Below are 19,713 nucleotides of genomic sequence, written 5' to 3' on the forward strand. Positions count from 1 at the left end.
GTCTCTCCCCGTGACGATTCTTTGACCTTGCAGCCCGGTTTAGTTAGGCTAACAGACTTGGTCCGGCTTGGGTCCCATGGCGATTGGGATCTTGGCCGCATAAAGCTATTTTGAAAGGTATCTCATGAGATGCAGCAGCGTACTAGCGATTGCAGCGATTGTCTGCGTAGTGGCGATGGTTACATTCGGCCAGATCGCTCCACCAGGTTCCCAGCCGGCATCGAAGGCTGCCACTGCGCCTGCGGATGAGGTGGCGGTGGTGGTGAACGACCGGCCCATCATGGAAAGCGAGATCGACCGGGTCATCGCCCAGGGACGAAAGATCACCCCTGAGGAGCTCGCTCAGAAACGACAGCAGATCAAGCCGCAGCAGATGAAGTTCTTGTTCGATTACATCATCGGCAACGAACTCATCGTTCAGGCGGCCGGGCGGGAAGGTATCGTTTTGACTGACCAGGAATGGAAAGAGGAGTTCCGAAAGACCTTCGACAAATGGGTTCAAGCCAACGGCTGGTCGCAAGAGCAGGCCGCCCAGGAGATCAGGACACGGTTTGACATGGATCTTGCCGAACTGGAGGAGGAAATGCCCAAGTCCCCGGGTTTCCGGGCGCCGATCCTCCAGGAAAAGATCATGCAAAAGAAGTTCGCCGATGAACTCAGGGTCACCGACGAAGACGTCAAAGCCTACTACGAGCAAAACAAAGCGAACCGCTACACGCCCAAAGAAGAAGAGGTTCGAGCCAGCCATATTCTCTTTGCGACCAGGGATGCTAAGACTCGTCAGCCTATGTCCGAGGAGGCCAAGCAGGAACAGCGCAAGAAGGCCGAACAGATACTGACCGAGGCAAAGAAGCCCGGTGCTGATTTCGCCGCCTTGGCCAGGGAGCATTCGAGTTGTCCTACCGGCAAGCGCAGCGGCGGCGACCTGGATTACTTTCCCCGAACGAGGATGGTGCCGGCGTTTTCCGAAGCCGCGTTTGCCATGAAGGTCGGCGAAATCAGCGATATCGTGGAGACGGAGTTCGGATACCACATCATCAAGGTCACCGGGCGCGTGGAGGCGGGGGAGACTAAGCCGTTTGATACAGTCAAAGACCAGATCCGAACGCAACTGGAGCAGCAGAAGTTGCGCACGGTCGTGGACCGTTACAAGGAAGAGCTCAAGAACAAGGCCAAGATCGTTTATCCGCCGGGCAAGGAGCCGGCCAGCCCGCCCCCTGTACGGCCTGTGACCACCCGGCCGACAACTCAGTCGACAAGGGCCGCCATGCGACCGAGAGCGTCATCGACCACTCGCCCTGGCGATCGCGCCTCGGTATCCCTGCCTCGGCCTCAGACAGCGGCGGCTGAATAGGCCTGATCGCGAAATGCCCATGCCACGCCCGGATCGCGAGGTCGCCGTTATCCGAACGTTCTTCTTTGCGGGGTGGTTCTACTCTGGCGCGACCAGGTTGTACTGATCAAGCGCGATGGCAGTCCTGCCCGTGTGGAACTTCATCGGCTTTGCGCCGGGCGGCAGATGGAACAAGAACACATAAGCGTATTTGCCCTTGAGATCCTCGAACCGGATGTGCTCCAGACCGGGCATCCGCGCGAAACCGCGGGCGGTCTCATCGAGATAGGTCAACTCGAAGATGGTCTCTCCGCGAATCGTCGCGATGGCGTATTTGCCGACAGGCATGTACTGTTTGCCGTTGCCGTCTGTCACGTAGATGTCTCTGGTTAGCTCGGTCGCGGTCCCCCGCGCTTTGCCCAGGGTGCTCCCTGGCTGCAACCGCTCTACGTTTACGTGCAACAAGCGCATATCCGCGGGCACATCAAAGCTCTCCAAAGGTGGTTTTGAGCCCGCCACAGGTTCCCAGTCGGCGTTGAGCTTGACGGTGAAGCCGCGGGCGCTTCGCAGCTTGCCGTCTGACCGCTCAAACTCCATGCCTTCGGTGTAGTCCGTCAAAGGCGCAGCAAAGGGCAGCCGTTCAGAGAAAAAGGGCTCCTGGGAGGCCAGGTTGACGCCGTGAACCCGGTCTCGGGGGTTCGGATCCGGTCGGGGGGGCGAGGGACGTCTTTCGGTGGCGGCCGAGGAGGCGTCCGTGTCGTCCCGCGTGGGTCGGGGCTGGCGGGACGTTGAGACATCATCACGCGATTCGCGAGGTCTGTCCCGGTCGGAGGGTCTCTCCGTGAGGCTTGTGTCTGAGACTGTGCCTGCCCGCGTTTTGGTCTGGTCGTGCGACGGCAAGATCTCTGCCCAGGCGTTCATCTTGTATTGGATGGCAAGCGGCCGGAAATCAGGATTGTCGGGAACCTCAAAGAGAAGCCGCATCTCGGGGCTGCCCCCCGCGCGGTTGTATTGAAGGTCCTGGCAAGGGAATACCTGAATCAACCGGTGGGCGTTGGCCGGGTCTGACTCGTTGATGGCTGCCAGCGAATAGACTTTCACCGGACCATTGTTCCGGTCGCGGGCCAGCAGACGCACCTGGGACGAGGTGAAATTGAGGTTTGCGCGGTCCTGGCATACGTCCGTCTTTTCATTGATTGTCACCGTCACACAGAGCCATCGCTGACCCTCCTGCGGTTTGCGATTGACGGGCTCATATTTGAGGGTCACGACGCTGTTCTCGTCCCTGACTTTGGCTCGCTTGTAGATCGGCTCGTCTTTTCGCAGGTATTCATATTGTTTGATGATCGCCGCGTTGGGCGGCACGGCGGCCAGCGGTTCGCGGCCCAGGCCGTCTCGTATATGGTGAATATAGTCGAGGAAGTCGGGATTGATTTCGGCGAAGCTATTACGGCCGCGAAGAGCGAATCGCGAAAGATGCGACATCAGAGCCACGGTGAGCCCGTCGGGGTTAAGCCACAAGTTGTGGCGGATTGCCTTGACGTTGGACCAGTCGATCTCGTTGCGATAGACCACGTTCGTATTCTGATCGCCCTTGCTTGTGGCCGACGATTTCGTCTCGGTGACGACCTCCTTGTTGGATGATGCGTCCACCAGACTGTATCGGCTGAACCCGAGCAGCGTCGGGTCAAACGGCAGCATCTGAAAACCGATGGCGAGCATGCCGACGATGATCATGGCGGTGATGAAGCCGAAGATGCCGCCGCCCGCGCGATCCAGGTAGATGGGGAACGTCTGGTTGCCCTTGATCAAGAGATCAACGACGGTGCGCATCACGAGAAGCGAGACGATGAAGATGGCCATCAGTGCGATCGCCCTGCCGTGGTCGGGCTGGTAGGTAATCAACTGCGACTGATAAAGGTCTTCGTAGTAGGCGAAGGCCAGCGCCGCCGCCAGGATCGTCAGTACGCAGTTGATCAAGGCGGAAAACATCCCCTGCAGCCCCTGGTAGAAGGTCACGGCGAGGATCAGGACGGTCGCAAACAGCGAGAACCACATTGCGAGTCACCCCCTTTCCTTTCCGGCACCGTCGCTCTTGGGGTTCTTCGGTTTCGACACGGAAGCTGCGGGTGGCGGCTGACTGTTTCCGCCTGCCTCCTCCTCGCGCATGACGCGAAGCAACTCGGTCATGCTGGTTACCCCGTTCATGACCTTCTGCAGACCGACCTCCTGCAGGTAGAGCATGCCGTTCTTGCGGGCCATCGCCCGAATGGCCGATACCGGCTGACCTTTGGTGATCAGATCGCGCAGGCCGTCGTCAATCTCCAGCAGCTCGAACACGCCCGTTCGACCGAAGTACCCGCTGCCTTGGCAGTTCGTGCACAGGATCGGGTTGCCTTTGGCGTCGACGAGTCCACCGGGTGGCGGGCGATAGAAGTGGTCGATCTTGTCGGCCGGCAGGTTGGCCTTCTTCAGCAGGTTCGGGTCCGGCTTATACGGTTGCCGGCAGGCGATGCAGAGCTTGCGAACCAATCGCTGTGAAGTCAGCGCCACCAGAGCCTTGGCAACCGTATCCAGATCGCCCGCCAGGCTCATCAGTTTCTTCAGCGCGTCGAACGTGTCGCGGGCTTGGATGCCCATGTAGATCTTCTTGCCGTCACAGGCGGCCTTGGCCGCCAGGTGGGCCGTCTCGCGGTCCGGGCAATCGCTGACCATCACCACATCAGGCTCTCGTCGGAGAACGGTCTGTAGCTGGCGGGCATAGCTTGCCTCGTGCTTGGTCGAGTCGTAAATGTGTTGGGTGATGTTCTCAAGGTCCATCAGCGGTTCCCGCTCCAGCGTGAGCAGGTTTTGCATGAAGGCGTCGTGGTTGCGCAGGGCCGCGTAGAGCGTTGATGTCACGCCGCTGCCGTGCGGGCCGCTCACGATGACCAGCCCGGAGGGTTTTCGAATGATCTCCTCCATGGCTGCCAATTGCTTCTCATCCATGCCCAGGTCACCGATCCGCAACCGGTTTTCCTCTCCCACGATGCGAAGCGAGAGTTTCTCATACTGGGTGGTGCCGCTGGTACGCACTTCGATCTCGGTCGGCTGGGCATTCGTGCCGGTGATGACCGCACTCATCTCACCCTGTTGGGGTCGGCGCCGTTCCTCGACGTCCAGACCAGCGACGACCTTGATCAGGTTCAGGGCCTGTAGGGCGGCGTCGCGTGTCAATAGATCGGTGCGAGGGGTGGCGACGCCGTCGATGCGATATGCCAGTCTGACGTCGCTGGGGCTGATCAACATCTCCACCTCGGTGGCCCGCCGCCAGAGGGCGTCGAAGAGCAGGTTTTGCGTCGCCTCGAAAGCGTCGGTCTGCGTCGGGTCGGTGGGGACGGGCACCTTTTCGCCATTGTGACGGGTCATGCGGACCCGCTCGAACGCCGTGGCCTTGCCTTCCGTCTTCTTGCCCAGTCCGCCCAGCCAGCTCTTGATGTGCCGGACGGTAAAAACTCGGGCATTGGCGTCAACCAGACCGTTTCGAAGCACAACATAGGTTGCGCACGTCCCTACGGTGGCGAGGAACCATAACCCGAAGCCGGCGGCGAAGAGCCCGACGCTGTTCCACGGCATCAGGATCCACACGACCAGCCCGACGGTACCGCCGCCCAGGATGACGCCATTCCAGGTGTCGCGCCTCATCCGACGCACGTACTGGGTATCCTTGTCAACCCATTGGCAGAAGGCCATCCATGGCAGAAGGCACACCAGAACCAAGGCAATCCGCCACGGGCTCATATAGCCGCCCGGTTCAGACAGTGCGGCCAGTGCACTTGCGGCGAGCGAGGAGGAGGGGACCGTAAGCACCAGGCCCGCACTGAGGGAAACAGCGGTGAATCGACGTTTGCTGACGCTCATGGCGGCTCCGAACATATAAACGACATTTCGGTGCTGAGATTGCCCGCCATCCCGGCCGACGGCGGGGCCGCTGTCATCGCGGCTATTCTAACTTGCCGGTTCCCGCTCGTCACGCCATTCGGGGCGGATTATCCCAGGATCGACCCCGCACCCGCGCTGATGCCCTTGAGACGCATCTTAAGCTCCTGCGGATTGGGCGAGGCGGCATAGGCCACCGCCGTCTCGATGTACTCCTGTTCCACCAGCCTCTTCAGGCATTCGTTCATGTCCAGCATTCCCTCACTCTGACTGGCCCTGATGACCTTCCCAAGCTCGTCGTCCCGCTTCTCGTCAATCAGCTTCCTGACGGTCGGCGTGGCAAACATGATTTCCACTGCCGGAACACGGGCAAGGCCCGGTTTGATACTGGGTAACAGTTTCTGACAGATGATCGCTTGGAGATTGAACACCAGGGTCTGGCGGACCAGGTCGCGGGAACCTTCCGGAATCAGGTCCAGGATGCGGTTAATGGTCTGGGAACTGCTGGACGCGTGCACGGTGCCGAAGACCAGGTGCCCGGTCTCGGCCGCGTTTAGCGCGGCGGTGAAGGTTTCCTCGTCGCGCATTTCGCCGATGAGCACCACGTCCGGATCCTCGCGCATGAGGTATTTCAAGGCGTCGGCGAAGCTGTAGACGTCGACATAGACCTCCCGCTGGTTGATCAGCGCTTTCTTGTCCGTAAAGAGGTACTCGATCGGGTCTTCGATGGTGACGATGTGACAGGCCCGGTGGGCGTTGATGTAGTCCAACGCGGCTGCGATGGTTGTCGACTTGCCCGAGCCGGTAATGCCCGCCAGGAGCACGAGCCCTTGATGGAACTCGGTCACTTTGTAGATCGACTTGGGCAGGTGAAGCTGGTCGAAATTCAAAATGTTCTTGTTGACCCGGCGGGCCGCGACGCTCAACTGGCCTCTTTGTCGAAAGATATTCACGCGAAATCGGTCGGAATCGCCCAACTGATAGGCAAAGTCCGAAGCTCCTTTCTCAGCCAGTTGCTTTCGCTGGTGCTCGTTCATGATCTCGAACCAGAGGTTCTCGACTTCCTGCGGGCTTAGCGGCTCACCCTTAATCGGTTTCAGGTCACCCTTGATCCGGATATGAACGCGGGCATTGCTCTTGAAGTGGATGTCCGAGGCCTGGATGTCCACCACGTACTTGAGATACTTGTGGATCTTCGGTTCGCGCTTGGCGGAGGCTGCTACGGTCCTGTTCTTCTCGGGCGCTGCGGATTTTACTGGTGCCGGCGCCGGGGGCTCGGACGGTTCGATCTCTTCCAGTGCGGGGGCCGCCTCGACCGGCTCATCGCCGACATGCGTCCGTTCGTTGATCCTTCGGTAAATGTCCTCCTCAGCCATGTACGCGCACTCCGTGGGTTTGGTTTCCTGCCGCTCTAGAGCCGCACGGGGATGCCCCGGTCGGCCATGTACTGCTTGGTTTCTCTTATCGTGTATGTTCCAAAGTGGAAGATGCTCGCCGCCAGGACGGCATCTGCTTTCCCGATCGACACCGCGTCAGCCAGATGCTTGGGCTCGCCGGCCCCGCCGGAGGCCACGACCGGTATGCTGACCGCCTCAGCCACCGCCCGCGTGATCTCAAGGTCGTACCCCTCCTGGGTCCCGTCGGCGTCCATGCAGGTCAGGACGATTTCGCCAGCCCCCAGTTCCTCAACCCGCTTGGCCCAAGCCACGGCCTCCAGACCAGTGGGGGTACGGCCGCCGTGGATGTGGACGTCCCAGAATTCCCGGCCAGCTTTCCATACCCGCTTGGGGTCGATGTTGACCACCGTGCAGCATCTGCCAAAACGCCGAGCCGTCTCGGTTATGATGTTGGGGTTCAATACCGCCGCCGTATTGATTGAGACCTTTTCCGCCCCGGCCTGGACCAGTCTGGTTACGTCTTCGATGGTCCGGATCCCGCCTCCCACGGTGAAGGGCATGAAACACTCCTCCGCCACGCGCCGGACCACCTCCAACATGATGTCGCGACCCTCGTGGCTGGCGGTGATGTCCAGAAAGACTAGTTCGTCTGCTCCAGCTTCCTCGTAGCCCCGGGCAATTTCGACCGGGTCGCCGGCGTCGCGCAGATTGATGAAATTCACGCCTTTGACAACCCGTCCGGCGTGCACGTCTAGACACGGGATAATCCGTTTGGCCAGCATCCGGCAATCGTTCCCAGGTAAGAATCCGGGCAGTTCAGTGAGGCCACCTGCGGGGACGGCCAAACTCCTGCTTCGGGGGGTCATTCGGGCCGTCAGGGAACATTCTATCCGAGGCCGAAGTTCCCTTTCAATGTCTTGCGTCCAGTGAAGTTGTGCCAGTCTCGGAATATGTTGCGCTCCTGCCCGGGACTATCCTCGCAGTGGGGTCCTGCCCTTCCCGATTAGCCGACATGCGTACCACCAAGCCCAGGCGTGGACGGTCTCTGAGGCTGGCACAGCCTGGTCCTCAACGGGGTTGCTGACCAGGGTGAACACCGGTCCACCGTTGAGGTGGCCCATTGGCTCTGGCGGGCTCACGGTCGGAATGCAGTCATAAGCTCTTTTTTGAAAAAGGGTTATGATGGTGCGTCCGGCGTGCTTGCGGAATCATGGTTCGATTCGCGGATCGACACACCCGCTTGCGGCCGGGGATACACACTGGGGACAGGGCCCGAACGCTTGGATCCCGTTGTTGGCATTCCATTTGGAGCCCCGCTGAAACGGTAGCCCCATTCCGCTTTCAATCGTCGCAGGCAGGATTGGCCGGAATTCCAGGGCCGCTGGCACAATCTTCGAACTTGTACAGGTCGGCCTGGTCAATGTCACCGTCGGGTTCGAGCGGTTCGGGGCGATCGAAGCAGGCGCACTCAGCCGGGAGGGTGAAGCTGCCCGGCCCGGTGTAGCAAGCCTGCAGGGCTGCGAAGTCAGCTTGGTCGACGTCCCCGTCCTGATCGGCGTCGGCAAACGGATCCCAGTTCAGGCACTCCAGGGGAACGAACGATGACCGCCGCCAAGAGTCGAATTCGCACTCATCCTGGAAGACGGTTTCCCGGTCGCAGATTCCTGCTTGTCCGCCGTTCTCGAAGTCGCCGTTGCTGATCAGGTTCGGTCCGCCATTTTGCGTGACGACCACATTGTCCCACAGCGACTCCATGCTTCCACCCGGGTTGCGCCCGGCTTTGAGAACAACGGTCACGACCGTACCGGTGGGCGTGATGGTTTGCGGACGCGGACCCGCTGGTCCGGTGTCGGCAGGAGTCAGGTGCGTGATCTGCTCCCACGCGAACGAGCCGGCGCCCAGCACGCGCTTGCGGATCATGTATGGATTGTTGGCCGAGGTGCTTTCCTGAAACTGGTCCGCATACTGCATGCTGAACGGCCCGTCGAGAAGTATGAGCTCGAACCAACTGCTCTCGCCGGCCGATGCGCCTTTCCAGTAGTACGAATACTCCAACGGCACTCCCGGCTGCACCGTGATCTGCTGGAACACGCCCCCGCTACCGTGCCCGCTTTCGCCGTAACCGGTTTGTCCGTCCAGGAAAAAGTGCAGCGCCAGGCCGCTCTCATCCGGTGTATCCAGCGCAGTGCCGAGATTGGGATGTTGGCCGAAGGTGTAGTCCCAGTTGGTGGCGTCGAACGCCTGCGCATCTCCGGGATCGAGGTCGGGGCCGAGATTGAGCCGTGACCAACTTGCAGCCCAAGGCCTCCACAGGCAGCCACTCGCCGGCAGGCTCTTGCTGATCCGCAGGGCCTGACTCACCGTTGCCTCTCGACACGCGTCGGTGCGGTGCAAGACGAGGTCATAAGACCCAGCCGGCGCACAGATCAGATCGAAGCTGGCGAGCAAGTCGTCGCCCTGCGTGATTATCGCGCTTGTATTTCGGACAGGGGAGGAGGTCACTCGATAGACCAGTGAAGCACCCGTCACCCGGTCGAGATTCGTACCAGTGATTGTGAGTGTCACACCGGAGCCGGGATCGACAACCGTATCCGGCGAAACGCCGGTCACGACGATGGCTGTGGGACAAGTGACCTCGAAAGCAGCCGGCAGAGTCTGGACCAGGCACGGAGGTGCCGGCGACTGCACGGTGACCACGTTGTAGAGGCCGTCAGTGGCCCCGTTTGTGGGGAAGCTTGCGGTCAAAGTGGTGTTTCCCGGACCGACGACCAAGTTGGTGCCGACGAGGTCATTGCCGCCGCCGACAGGTACCAGCCGTACCTGCGTGACGAGGTGCAAATCGGTGCCCGTGATGGTTATTGTTGCGTCGCTGTCGTTGGGATGACTTGTCGGGCTTACCGGGGCGGTGCTCGTGTGTTGCGCGCCCGGGCACTGGCTCAGGCCGAACCAGTAGTTGTCTTGGCTCGCGTCCTGGAGCATCAACTGGTCATCGCAGACGGACTGGCCGGCGGTGTCCTCAAAGTCGCCGTTTACGACGAGGTTGGAACCCGCGCCCTGCCAGACCCGCACATCATCGAAGAAGACCTCCATCGCGCCTTCCGGGGATCTGCCCGCCTTCAGGACCACGGTGACCGTAGTCCCGGTGGGCGTCAGCGTCGACTGCACCGGGCCGGGAGACGAGGTGCTGGCATGGGTCAATTGTTCCCAGCCGAAGGTCACGTTCTCGCGTTTGCGCATGATGTAGGGGTTCGTGGAGCCCGACCGCTGATCGGCGTCATAGATAGTAAAGGGGCCGTCGATCAGCATGAACTCAAACCATGCGGTGTTCGACCCACTGGACCCCCTCCACCAGAACGAGTAGTTCAAAGGAACACCCGGCGTGACGGTGATTTCCTGATAGACACCGCCACTACCCGACCCGTTGCTCTTTGTAGCCGGCGGCTGGGCGTCCAGGAACCAATGGAGAGCCATGGTGCTTCCGTCGGGCGTCGTCTTCGGGGTGTTCAGAAGGGTCAGTTGGCTGAACGAATAATCCCAGTTGGTCGGGTCGTATATCTTGTTGTTCGGATAGAGATCGGGGCCCTTATTAATGACGCTCCAACCGGCTGCCCAGGGTCTCCAGACACAATCCTGAGCCAAGGCCGTCGACGCGGCCGTTGCCGCAACACAGATCGTCAGTATCCATATAGTTCGCTTCATTGCCTGGTACTCCGGTCACTGAGGTTTTGTAGCTCCTGCGGGGCGCAAGACGGGATGGTCTCGGGCTTCCCTCCGAAGGCCTCTTTCCCAAGACCGCTCCGGATCGATCGAGAGTTACATTGAGACCCCATCCGTTTCCTTCCTCTCCGCAGCTCTCCGCGACTTACCTGAATTGTAGCACAATGACATCACTGATGCCAACTGCTTTTCGGACGTTCTATGGGCTTTTTCGGCTTATCGTGGTTGTGCCGTGAGCATCAGTTGCGTACCCTCAATGCAGTATGAGTCCGCGCGATGAGTTCCACGCGTCGGTCGTCATGAGCCTTTTTCGCAGTCCTTCTTCAAGGGTTGTGCGCGTGCCAGTGAACAATCCGGTCCAGGTTTCCAACCCGTTGCGCCGCGATCTTCCCCCCGCGTTGTTTCCTGCGGCTTGCACACTCGTTCTATTCGGGGCTACTGGCGATCTGGTAAGGCGCAAGCTTCTGCCTGCCCTATACAACCTAGCCTGCGACGGATTCTTGCCGCCGCGGCTCTTGACCATCGGGGCGGCTCGCAAACCGTTTTCGGACGAGCAATTTCGCCAAGAAATGCTCAAGGCGGTCAATGAGCATTCCCGACGCAAACCAGTGCTGCCGGGCGTGTGGCAAGACTTTGCCGAGGGGTTGTTCTACCAGCAAGTGCGGTTCGACGAATCAAGTGACTACGGGGCCCTGGGCCGGCGACTGGCTGAGCTGGAAGGCCAAGGGCGGGGGGCCAAAGGGGGGCGGCTGTTCTACTTGGCAACCGATCCGGCCTTCTTTGCGCCGGTCGTACAGCATTTGGCGCAAGTGGGCCTGATCCGCCGAGCGAAGGGACCCATGCCGAGCTTGGGTGAGGGGTCCGCCCAGGGGCGAGTAGCCGCTGACCGCGTGATCGTCGAGAAACCCTTCGGACGGGACTTGGACAGCGCCCGGGATCTCAACCGCCGGCTCGCCGAGGTGCTGGACGAGTCCCAGATCTTTCGCATTGACCACTACCTCGGTAAGGAGACTGTCCAGAACATCCTCGCGCTGCGGTTTGCCAATGCCATTTTCGAGCCGCTGTGGAACCGCCGGTACGTGGATCACGTCCAGATCACCGTTGCCGAACGTGACGGCATGGAAGGACGACGCGGGCAGTACTATGACTCTGCGGGTGCGGCGCGGGATATGCTGCAAAACCACATGATGCAACTACTTGCCCTTACCGCAATGGAGCCGCCGGCGGGCATGAACGCCCAGGCCATTCGCGACGAGAAGGTCAAGGTGCTCCGGGCCATCGCTCCGCTCGGACAGGGAGCCTGTGCCCATTGCGCCGAATTGCTGCAACGATCGGCGAAAGCTTTTCCGGATCCGGGGTCCCATGTCGACGACGTCTCGGATTTCGGCTTCTGTGTCAACAAGCAATGCAATGCCTGCGTTCGTGGCCAGTACGCCGGCGGGATGTTGGGCGACGTCAGAATCAAGGCCTATCGCGAGGAGGAATGCGTCAATCCGGAGTCCAACACTGAAACGTTCGTCGGCGTCCGCCTGTTCGTGGAAACGTGGCGGTGGTCCGGAGTGCCCTTCTACTTGCGAACCGGAAAACGTCTGGCCAAGCGACTGACCGAGATTGCCATCCAGTTCCGACAGCCGCCGATGGCCATGTTCGACGCCGCCGAGGCCATCCCCCATCAGCGAAACCAACTCGTTCTCAGAGTGCAGCCCGACGAGGGCGTGTCCCTGTCGCTGGCTGCCAAAATGCCCGGCATGAGAATGAGGCTCCAGCCGGTCAAAATGGACTTCCGATACGGCAGCGTTTTCGGAGCCGACCCGCCCGAGGCGTACGAGCGGCTGCTGCTGGACGCCATGCTTGGCGACGCCACTCTGTTCATCCGAGCCGACGAGGTGGACTACGCGTGGCAACTGCTGACACCCATGTTGCAGGCGTGGGAACACGGACCGGCGCCGCGATTTCCCAACTATGAGCCGGGAAGTTGGGGGCCGCCACAGGCCGACAAGCTGTTCATCAGCCCGGGCAGCGGCTGGAGACGATTGTGAAAGACCGGATTACCACGGAGCTGCGAACACATGACGCCGGATACCAGGATGAGCCGACTGCTATCGCCCGACGGAGCGGTTCTTGGAGATCCCGCTGAGGTTGAAGAGGCACTCGCGGTCCTTTGGGACACCGCCGCCGGTCAGCCGGAAACGGAAGCGGGTGGTCCGGCTGTGACCCGCGTTTGCATGGGTAACCTTGTCGTCGTGGGAGAGGCCAAACAGTGGGAACAACTGAGCATCGTGTTGGCCCAGATTGCCCGAGAGTATCCCTCGCGGACGGTGGCGTTGCTGGTGGGTGATGAGGCGATGGCGGGCCGCCCGCCCGGACAGGTGCAGGCGGTCGTTTCGTCGGTTTGCCATCTGCCCCAGCCGGGTCGGCCTCAGGTATGCTGCGAGCGGATTGTCCTTCGAATTGGCTCACAGGATGGGGCAGGCCTCGATCGACTCTTGCTGCCTTTGCTGGCGTCGGACGTCCCGCTGCTGGGGTGGTGGACGGTCGACCCCGCTTCGTGTCCTCGCCTCCTCGCAGCGATCCGGCAATTGATCGACCGGCTCATCTTCGACGCGGGCTTGCCAGGTTTCGCAGGCCTGCTTGAACCCGGCCGCTGCGTGACGCGGGAATTGGGGTGGTTCCGCTCGTATCGCTGGAGAGAGCTCGCTGCTGGGCTCTTCGATGAAACGGATCCGGCGGTCCTGAGTGCGATTGATCGTGTCGCGGTGGCGGTCCGTGGTAAAGATATCTGCGATTGGTTGGATGCTCTTTGGATTGTGGCGTTCCTTGGCGGACAACTGGCTTGGCGAGCAGAGCGGGTGTTGGGGCGGGGACGCTTGGAATTCCAGTCGCGAGGCCGGGCTATCGAGGTCGTCATTGACGGTAGCGCCGCAGCCGGACAAGGTCTTGACTCGTTTGAGGTCGTGGCCAACGGTAGCAGGTTCAGATTCGCCCGTTGCCACGAGGCGAGCGATGAATTCCGCATTACGCTCAGTGATGAATATGCCTGTCAGATGCCCCGATCGATTCAGATCCGCAGCCGAGGCCGGGCCGACGCCTTGGCCGTCGCACTTACCGGCCGGGTCGTCGACCGCTCCTACGACCGCGCTGTTCCCCTAGCTGTTTGGATGGCCGAGGCAATGAGAGCGTGGTGGTGACCGCTTCCTTACGGCGGACCGCTTTTCTGCGGGCCGCAACCAAAGTGCGCGGTGACCCGAAAACAAGCGTGCAAGCCGCACGGCTTTCTGGCCGCAAGATGCTATTCCCCGGCCGGGCGTGTTTCCTTGGGGGGAAACTGGATGGGGAAAGTGCCCGTTGCCGTCAGACTTCTTCCGCTGAGCAAGTCGGTGAAGATCACGTGGGCGACAATCTCGTTGTGGGCGGGCAAGTAGCCGGAGGGCCATGGGCACTTGACGGAAAAATGGTTGGTCATCAGTCGGCCGTACCATAGCGCGCGGGTGTGCTCGACATCGAAGTAGTATTCGGCAAACACCGTACGGTCGGGCGGATTCTGAGGGTCAAGCAGTCTGACCTTGATGGTGCCGGCCGCTTTCACCACGTGCTGATCGCGATCGATCGGCTGGATGTAAACCACGATTCCGTCGTCGCCGGCTTTGCCGTCGTCATCGTAGCCGCCGCTCATGCTCGCCAGCCTGATTCGCTCGGGAATGATCAGCACGTTATCCGAGATATCCCCGACGCGGCTGAGATTGGCGATTTGTCTGCTCAGATCGCGATTGGTCTGCTGCTGAGCGGCTAATTCGCTTTCAAGCTGCCGGATTCGCTCCTGCGAGGTCAAGAGGTCCCGCTGGACGGCCTGGAACTTCTCGCCTGGCACGGTATTGCACGCGGCGGTCGAGAGCAGCAGAGCCATGGCGCCCCAGAGGCCGATGCGGCCTGTAGCTGGGCTGACGAAGCCAGTGCAGGGGGAACAAGCGGCGATCTGACGGCAGATGGATACCACTGTCCGCGTCCTTCACACCTCGATCGGCGGGCGGATCAACTATTCGTCCGAAGGCGGCACCGAGGGTTTCACCTCGGGTGCGCGATCGAGGATCATGTCTACCAGACCGTACTCGACCGCCTCCTTGCTGTCCAGCCACTTGTTTCGGTCGCAGTCTTGGGCGATCGTCTCGAGGGGCTTGTTGGTATGCTTGGCGATAATCTCATAGAGACGTTCGCGAAGCCGGATGATCTCCTGGGCCTCGATCGACAAGTCCGTCGCAGGACCCTCGAGAACACCGCCGATCAGCGGCTGATGCAGCAGAAGGCGGGAATTCGGCAGCACGTACCGCTTGCCTTTGGCTCCGCCGCACATCAGCACTGCTCCCATGCTGGCGGCCATTCCGATGCAGTATGTGTGCACCTCACAACGGAGGAACTGCATGGTGTCATAAATCGCCAAGCCGGCCGAGACCGATCCACCCGGCGAGTTAATATAGAAGCTGATCGGAAGGCTGCTATCCTCGTTCGATAGAAAGAGCATCTGCGCAATGATCACGTTGGCCGTGTCGTCGTCGATGCCTCCGCCGAGGAAGACGATGCGATCTCGCAGAAGACGCGAATAGATGTCATAGGCCCGTTCTCCGCGGCCTGTCTTCTCGATCACGATGGGAACTAGATTGCTCATGGGGGCTTTCCATATCAGACGTTCGATTCGATCATCACGCCAACGGGCTGAGCCAATGCTCGCCCGCGGTCACGGCCTCACGACTTCTTTTTTTTCTTGTCTTTCTCGTGTTCGAGGATCTCGTCGACCAATCCGTACGCCAAGGCCTCCTTGGCGTCCATGAACCGGTCTCGCTCGATTTCCTTGGCGATCTTCTCGGGATCCTGGCCGGTATGTTTGGCCAGGATCGAGTTCAGCAGTTTCTTGTCCTTCAGAATCTCCTCAGCCTGGATGCGGATGTCCTCGGCCTGGCCGGTGATACCACTGTAAGGCTGGTGCAGCATGATCTTGGCGTTCGGCAGGGCGTACCGCTGGCCCTTGGTGCCCGCCGCGAGGATAATGGCCGCACCGCTGGCCGCCTGTCCGATGCAGTAGGTGCCGATGTCGCAGCTCAAGAATTGCATGGTGTCGTAGATTGCCAAGGTCTGGTCCACCAGGCCCCCGGGCGAGTTGATATATAGATTGATCGGCTGGTCCGGCTTGATCGACTGCAAATAGAGCAAACGCATGATCACAACACTCGCCGTCCGATCGTGGATCGGACCGGCGAGAAAGATGATGCGGTTTTCCAACAGCATGTCCTCGATGGACATCTCGCGATACCGCTGGTAGGGCGGCATCTGTTGGTCGATGATCCGGAGAATGTCCTCAGGATGATTCATAAGATTCCTTCCAAATTACGGAGCCGACGTCCCGGCGTCATGCGGTTTCCAGCCGTATTATTCCATGGCGGCGAGCCGTTGTAACCTACTGACCCACACCATCATCGGCCAACTCGATCATCATCTTGCTCTTGGGGTCTACCGATGATACCGCGGGTCGCCGTCAGTTGGCCTCGCGGGTTTTCTCCGTTATTTGAGCCTTCTCAATCAACCGTTCGATGAGCTTCTCATCGCGTATTTGCAGGTACAGATTGGTCAGGCCGCCTCCTTTCGCCAACTCATCTCGAACACGGTCGAACCGCCGTCCTTGCCGGTAGGCGATGGTGGCGATCAGATTGTTGATCTCGCCTTCGCTTACTTCGATATCCTCAAGCTGTTCGGCAACCTTCTCCATGATGAAGAACCGCCTCATCTCGCGAGCGGCCAACTCTTGGGAACTGGTCTTGATCTCGTCTATTCGTTTCTCGACCTCCGCCTGCGGAACACCCTGACGGTAGAGCTCGACCATGTGCCGGATGAGCACGCGGTCGGCTTGGCGCTCCGACAAACGAGGGGGGAGCTCAAACGATGTCTTGTCTTCGAGGTACTTGTAAACCTGGCCCGCCATCACCCGGCGAACCTGTTCTTCGATTCGGCTTTCGAGGTCCTTGCGGATGTAATCGCGGAGATCCTGCTCGCCTTCGAAGCCGAGGCTCTTGAAGAATTGCTCGTTGAGTTCGGGTAACCTGAGCCGCTGGATCTCGCGAATCTTGAACTCGAAGTCGACCTGTTTTCCACGGAACTCGGCCTTCACATGGTCGTCGGGGACCTGCCCGGAAGCCGTGCGCGTTTCCCCTGTCTTGGCCCCCGCCAAGGCTTCCCCCAGTTTTTCCAGCGTCACGCCGTCGATGACCTGTCCACGGGCGGCGACCCGGACCATCCGCTCTTCCTTAAGCACGGTTCCCTCGCAGGTCATTCTAAAATCGACGTAGAGCACGTCGTTGGCCTCGACCGCTCCGTCCTCAGGAACAACCTCGTAGGTGCCGCGGGTCGTGCGGAGCCGCTCCAGTTGGTTCTGAACATCCTCGTCGGTGACGGTGACCACCGGCTTCTCCAGCGGAATGCCCTCGATCTCCGGGAGATCGAACTCGGGTCGAACCTCGACCTCACAGGAAAAGGTCAGCGGCCCGTCATCGGGAAGCTTGACTCTCTCCATGGCCGTCTGGACATCAACCAGCTCTTCCCCCTCGCCCTCCTTTCGCTTGACCCAGATCAGCGGGTCGCCGATGACCTTGAGGTCGGCCTTGTCCACGGCGGCCATGTAGCCTGTGCCGAGCATCTGTTGAATGAGCGTGGCATTCACGTCCCTGCCGAAACGCTTTTCCAGAAGCCGTCGCGGGGCTCGTCCCTTGCGGAAGCCCGGCACGACGGCCTCGTTGCGCATCTGGCCGTATTGCTCGTCGAGCTGCTCGCCGATTGTGTCGTGCGGCACGGTGACGGTCAGCTTCTTGCGAAGCCCACCGAGATCCTCAACCTGAACGTCCACGACCTCTTTGAGCTTGTCTTGCAGGGTCTCTTCCTGCTCTTCGGCTTGCTCGTCCAGTTCTCCAACGTCGTCTGCCTGCTGATCATCGAGTTCTTCGTCTGCCATGCGCTCGTGCTCCCTGAAGAGGTTGTCCATGGGACAGCGACAGTACTCTGCTTCGGTGCGGCCCCACGCGTGCCGCGCCGTCTGCTGAACCGTGTGGAGGGATGGGGCATCATACGAAAAGGCCAACCTCATCCACCACCAGGCGTTGGCCAAAGCCCGGGGCGAGTCCGGTTGGCTTCCTTCAGCGATCGCAGCCAACGCCTGGTCTCAGCGGGGACCGGTACCCTGCAATCGCCTGCTTGCATATTGTGGCGGTTGGCAGACGGACTTGAACCCCCGGTACTCACAAAGCAGATTCATCTCCGACCGCCGTAACCATCTGTTCGGCGGCAAGTTAGGCCGATCAGCCGTCCTAGTTGCCATGCCGATTCAAAGCAACCATAGGGACCGCCCCGCCGATTGTCAAGTTGAGTGGCTGGGTTCCCGTTGGGCAAGGCCGTAACGTTCCGGACATCCCTCTTGGCTCGACTTTTGCCCTTTTTGCATCGGCACTTATGGCCGATTCCAAAGGGCTTTCGAATAGTCTCGGGTTTTGAAACACCCTGGTTTTGGTAGGGGGTTTCAAAACCCTCTCTAAAAACCGACGGAATCCCGACTAAACCGAGCCTTTCGAGGCTCGAAAAAAGGCAAAAGCCGAGCTTCGAGCATGTGCGGAAAACGCTGCGATCAAAGGATGATGCCGCGTCGAGGCCGCCGCAGCCATCTAAACCCGCCGTACGCTTCAGGTCGCACTTGCCCTCTTCACGCGCGCTCTTGGCCTCGTCAAGCGAGGTCGAGAAGTCAGATCGCCGACCGGCCGTATCACGAGAAGGCCGATCCGGGCCATTCGCAGGCTTCAGCGATCACCGATCATCAACGAGCTCATCCTTCGTTGTCGCATACTCACCGGGATTCCAAGGGCCAGCAACATCAACGAAGCAGGCTCGGGGATCAGCAACATCCAGCCACGGCTCTGGCCCGTCTCGTTGGTGCCCAAGCCGACGATCCAGCCCCGATCGTTAATGGCGGTTGCGACGGAATTTTGCCAGGATGGGAAGTACTCCGCGTGAAGATCGATCCATCGGCCGCGGGTGTAAAGGCTGGCATGGTCGACTTGATTGGGGAGGCGATGGTAGCCGACAATGTCGCCCCAATTGTTTATGTCATTTGCGAAGCTGCTCGCACCGTCCATCATCGTCCCAAGGTCGACCATTCCCTCGGTTTCCGTCCACCGGAATGCATGATAAGCCAAGCTTCCCGTGATCGTCGTTTCGCCAACAACCACGTTTGCGTTGTTGACCCCATGGGCGGCACTCTGGTCAAATCGCCCGCGGCCAAGATTACCCAGGTCGATGATTTGACCATCTCGCCAGATGCACGCGTTGATCGCGTAAGTGGGTGTGGGTTCGAGGGCGGCAGAGCCGACGATCAGCCCCGCGTCGTTGATGTCCTCGGCGACGCTGCGGTCTGCCCCCGGATGGGTTCCAAGGTCGATCATTCCTTGGCCATCCGTGTAGACATAGCCGTGAATCTCAGCGTTGGAAGTATGCGAACGGCCGACGATCGCTCCCATGTTGTTGATGGCCAGAGCCACACTGGCGCCGCCGCCTAAATCGCCGAGATCCTGCATAACTCCGTTGGTCCAGCGGAAGGCGTGGAACACGAACTCGTTTTGTTGTGTGTAGTTTGAGGAGCCGACAATCACACCGTTGTCATTGATTCCCTGGGCATCGCTCCAGGGGGGTGGCCAAGTCTGGCCGGGTAGTGTTCCCAGATCGGTCATCGCGCCGCCAGAGTAGCGGAAAGCGTGAGTCGCATCCGGCGGCCCGAGGCCGGCAAACGACTCGCCGACGACTACATTATGGTTGTTGATGCCGCGAGCCGATGAGCTGTGGCCGCCGAGGGTCGGCAGTTCGATGAACTCGTAGGCCATAACTGGTGCACCCGCGAGTAGCACTGCCAAGGTGATTGGGGCGAAATAAAGCGCTGATTTCATTTTCCACCTCCCGTTCAAATAGAGGGAAAAGAACGACTCAGCCATCGGGGTAATACCGTGGCTGCAACACTGCTCCGCAGTCTACCCGAGCTGATGGCGGGACGGGGCAACACAAGTGTTTCTTGCGGTTGACTTTCTCCCTCCGCCGGCCGCATCAACGATCCGGGCTTCCAAAGAGTTCCGGTGCGAAAACAGGAAAACACGGGCATAGCCACGCACTCGCCCCTATACTACCAGCGGATCGGGATAGTGTCAATTTGTATTTCATGTGCATGAATAAATGCCTGAGGCCAGGATCTCTGGTGCCGCGTCGAGCCGCACCTGCCTCGAGATAGTCTCATTATCTGTGGAAATTGACAAGAGAGGGGCATCCTCCATAAGT

Annotated in this window: 13 protein-coding genes; 3 read left to right on the plus strand and 10 right to left on the minus strand. The window is 60.2% G+C overall.

All coding sequences use genetic code 11. The features are described from left to right. Positions 1 to 124: 124 nt before the first annotated feature. The gene (locus PLL20_05170) at positions 125 to 1,354 is read left to right on the plus strand and encodes a peptidylprolyl isomerase (GenBank protein HPD29363.1); all 1,230 of its coding nucleotides are present in this window, start codon (positions 125 to 127) and stop codon (positions 1,352 to 1,354) included. A gap of 78 nt (positions 1,355 to 1,432) precedes the next feature. Here PLL20_05170 and PLL20_05175 read toward each other — a convergent pair whose 3' ends face one another. From PLL20_05175 to PLL20_05195, 5 genes are all read right to left on the minus strand, one after another. After that, positions 1,433 to 3,391, minus strand: coding sequence for a CvpA family protein (locus PLL20_05175; GenBank protein ID HPD29364.1), 1,959 nt, complete (start codon positions 3,389 to 3,391; stop codon positions 1,433 to 1,435). A gap of 6 nt (positions 3,392 to 3,397) precedes the next feature. Continuing rightward, positions 3,398 to 5,233, minus strand: a complete 1,836-nt coding sequence (locus tag PLL20_05180; protein ID HPD29365.1) for an ATPase, T2SS/T4P/T4SS family — start codon at positions 5,231 to 5,233, stop codon at positions 3,398 to 3,400. 128 nt (positions 5,234 to 5,361) lie between these two features. Then, positions 5,362 to 6,627: a PilT/PilU family type 4a pilus ATPase gene (locus tag PLL20_05185; GenBank protein ID HPD29366.1), complete on the minus strand. Its 1,266-nt coding sequence runs from the start codon at positions 6,625 to 6,627 to the stop codon at positions 5,362 to 5,364. A 35-nt stretch (positions 6,628 to 6,662) separates the two neighbouring features. Next, complete coding sequence (hisF, locus tag PLL20_05190; GenBank protein HPD29367.1) at positions 6,663 to 7,430, minus strand: imidazole glycerol phosphate synthase subunit HisF; 768 nt, start codon at positions 7,428 to 7,430, stop codon at positions 6,663 to 6,665. A gap of 559 nt (positions 7,431 to 7,989) precedes the next feature. After that, positions 7,990 to 10,347 (minus strand): hypothetical protein, encoded by a 2,358-nt coding sequence (locus PLL20_05195; GenBank protein HPD29368.1) that lies wholly within the window; start codon positions 10,345 to 10,347, stop codon positions 7,990 to 7,992. A 356-nt stretch (positions 10,348 to 10,703) separates the two neighbouring features. Here PLL20_05195 and PLL20_05200 point away from each other — a divergent pair, with 356 nt between their 5' ends. Together PLL20_05200 and PLL20_05205 are read left to right on the plus strand one after the other, a co-directional pair. Further along, positions 10,704 to 12,404, plus strand: a complete 1,701-nt coding sequence (locus PLL20_05200; GenBank protein HPD29369.1) for a glucose-6-phosphate dehydrogenase — start codon at positions 10,704 to 10,706, stop codon at positions 12,402 to 12,404. A 48-nt stretch (positions 12,405 to 12,452) separates the two neighbouring features. Next, the gene (locus PLL20_05205) at positions 12,453 to 13,553 is read left to right on the plus strand and encodes a glucose-6-phosphate dehydrogenase assembly protein OpcA (protein ID HPD29370.1); all 1,101 of its coding nucleotides are present in this window, start codon (positions 12,453 to 12,455) and stop codon (positions 13,551 to 13,553) included. A 101-nt stretch (positions 13,554 to 13,654) separates the two neighbouring features. Here the strand turns inward: PLL20_05205 and PLL20_05210 are convergent, their stop codons facing one another. The 5 genes from PLL20_05210 to PLL20_05230 form a co-directional block, all read right to left on the minus strand. Further along, positions 13,655 to 14,269, minus strand: a complete 615-nt coding sequence (locus PLL20_05210) for a hypothetical protein (GenBank protein HPD29371.1) — start codon at positions 14,267 to 14,269, stop codon at positions 13,655 to 13,657. Positions 14,270 to 14,398: 129 nt separating this feature from the next. Next, a complete protein-coding gene (locus PLL20_05215) occupies positions 14,399 to 15,025 on the minus strand; it encodes an ATP-dependent Clp protease proteolytic subunit (protein HPD29372.1) in 627 nt (208 codons plus the stop codon). 77 nt (positions 15,026 to 15,102) lie between these two features. Further along, the gene (locus tag PLL20_05220; GenBank protein HPD29373.1) at positions 15,103 to 15,726 is read right to left on the minus strand and encodes an ATP-dependent Clp protease proteolytic subunit; all 624 of its coding nucleotides are present in this window, start codon (positions 15,724 to 15,726) and stop codon (positions 15,103 to 15,105) included. 163 nt (positions 15,727 to 15,889) lie between these two features. After that, positions 15,890 to 17,356: a trigger factor gene (gene tig / locus PLL20_05225; protein HPD29374.1), complete on the minus strand. Its 1,467-nt coding sequence runs from the start codon at positions 17,354 to 17,356 to the stop codon at positions 15,890 to 15,892. An 835-nt stretch (positions 17,357 to 18,191) separates the two neighbouring features. After that, the gene (locus PLL20_05230) at positions 18,192 to 19,331 is read right to left on the minus strand and encodes a hypothetical protein (GenBank protein ID HPD29375.1); all 1,140 of its coding nucleotides are present in this window, start codon (positions 19,329 to 19,331) and stop codon (positions 18,192 to 18,194) included. Positions 19,332 to 19,713: the final 382 nt, after the last annotated feature.

Source organism: Phycisphaerae bacterium (assembly GCA_035384605.1).
Lineage (GTDB): Bacteria > Planctomycetota > Phycisphaerae > UBA1845 > PWPN01 > JAUCQB01.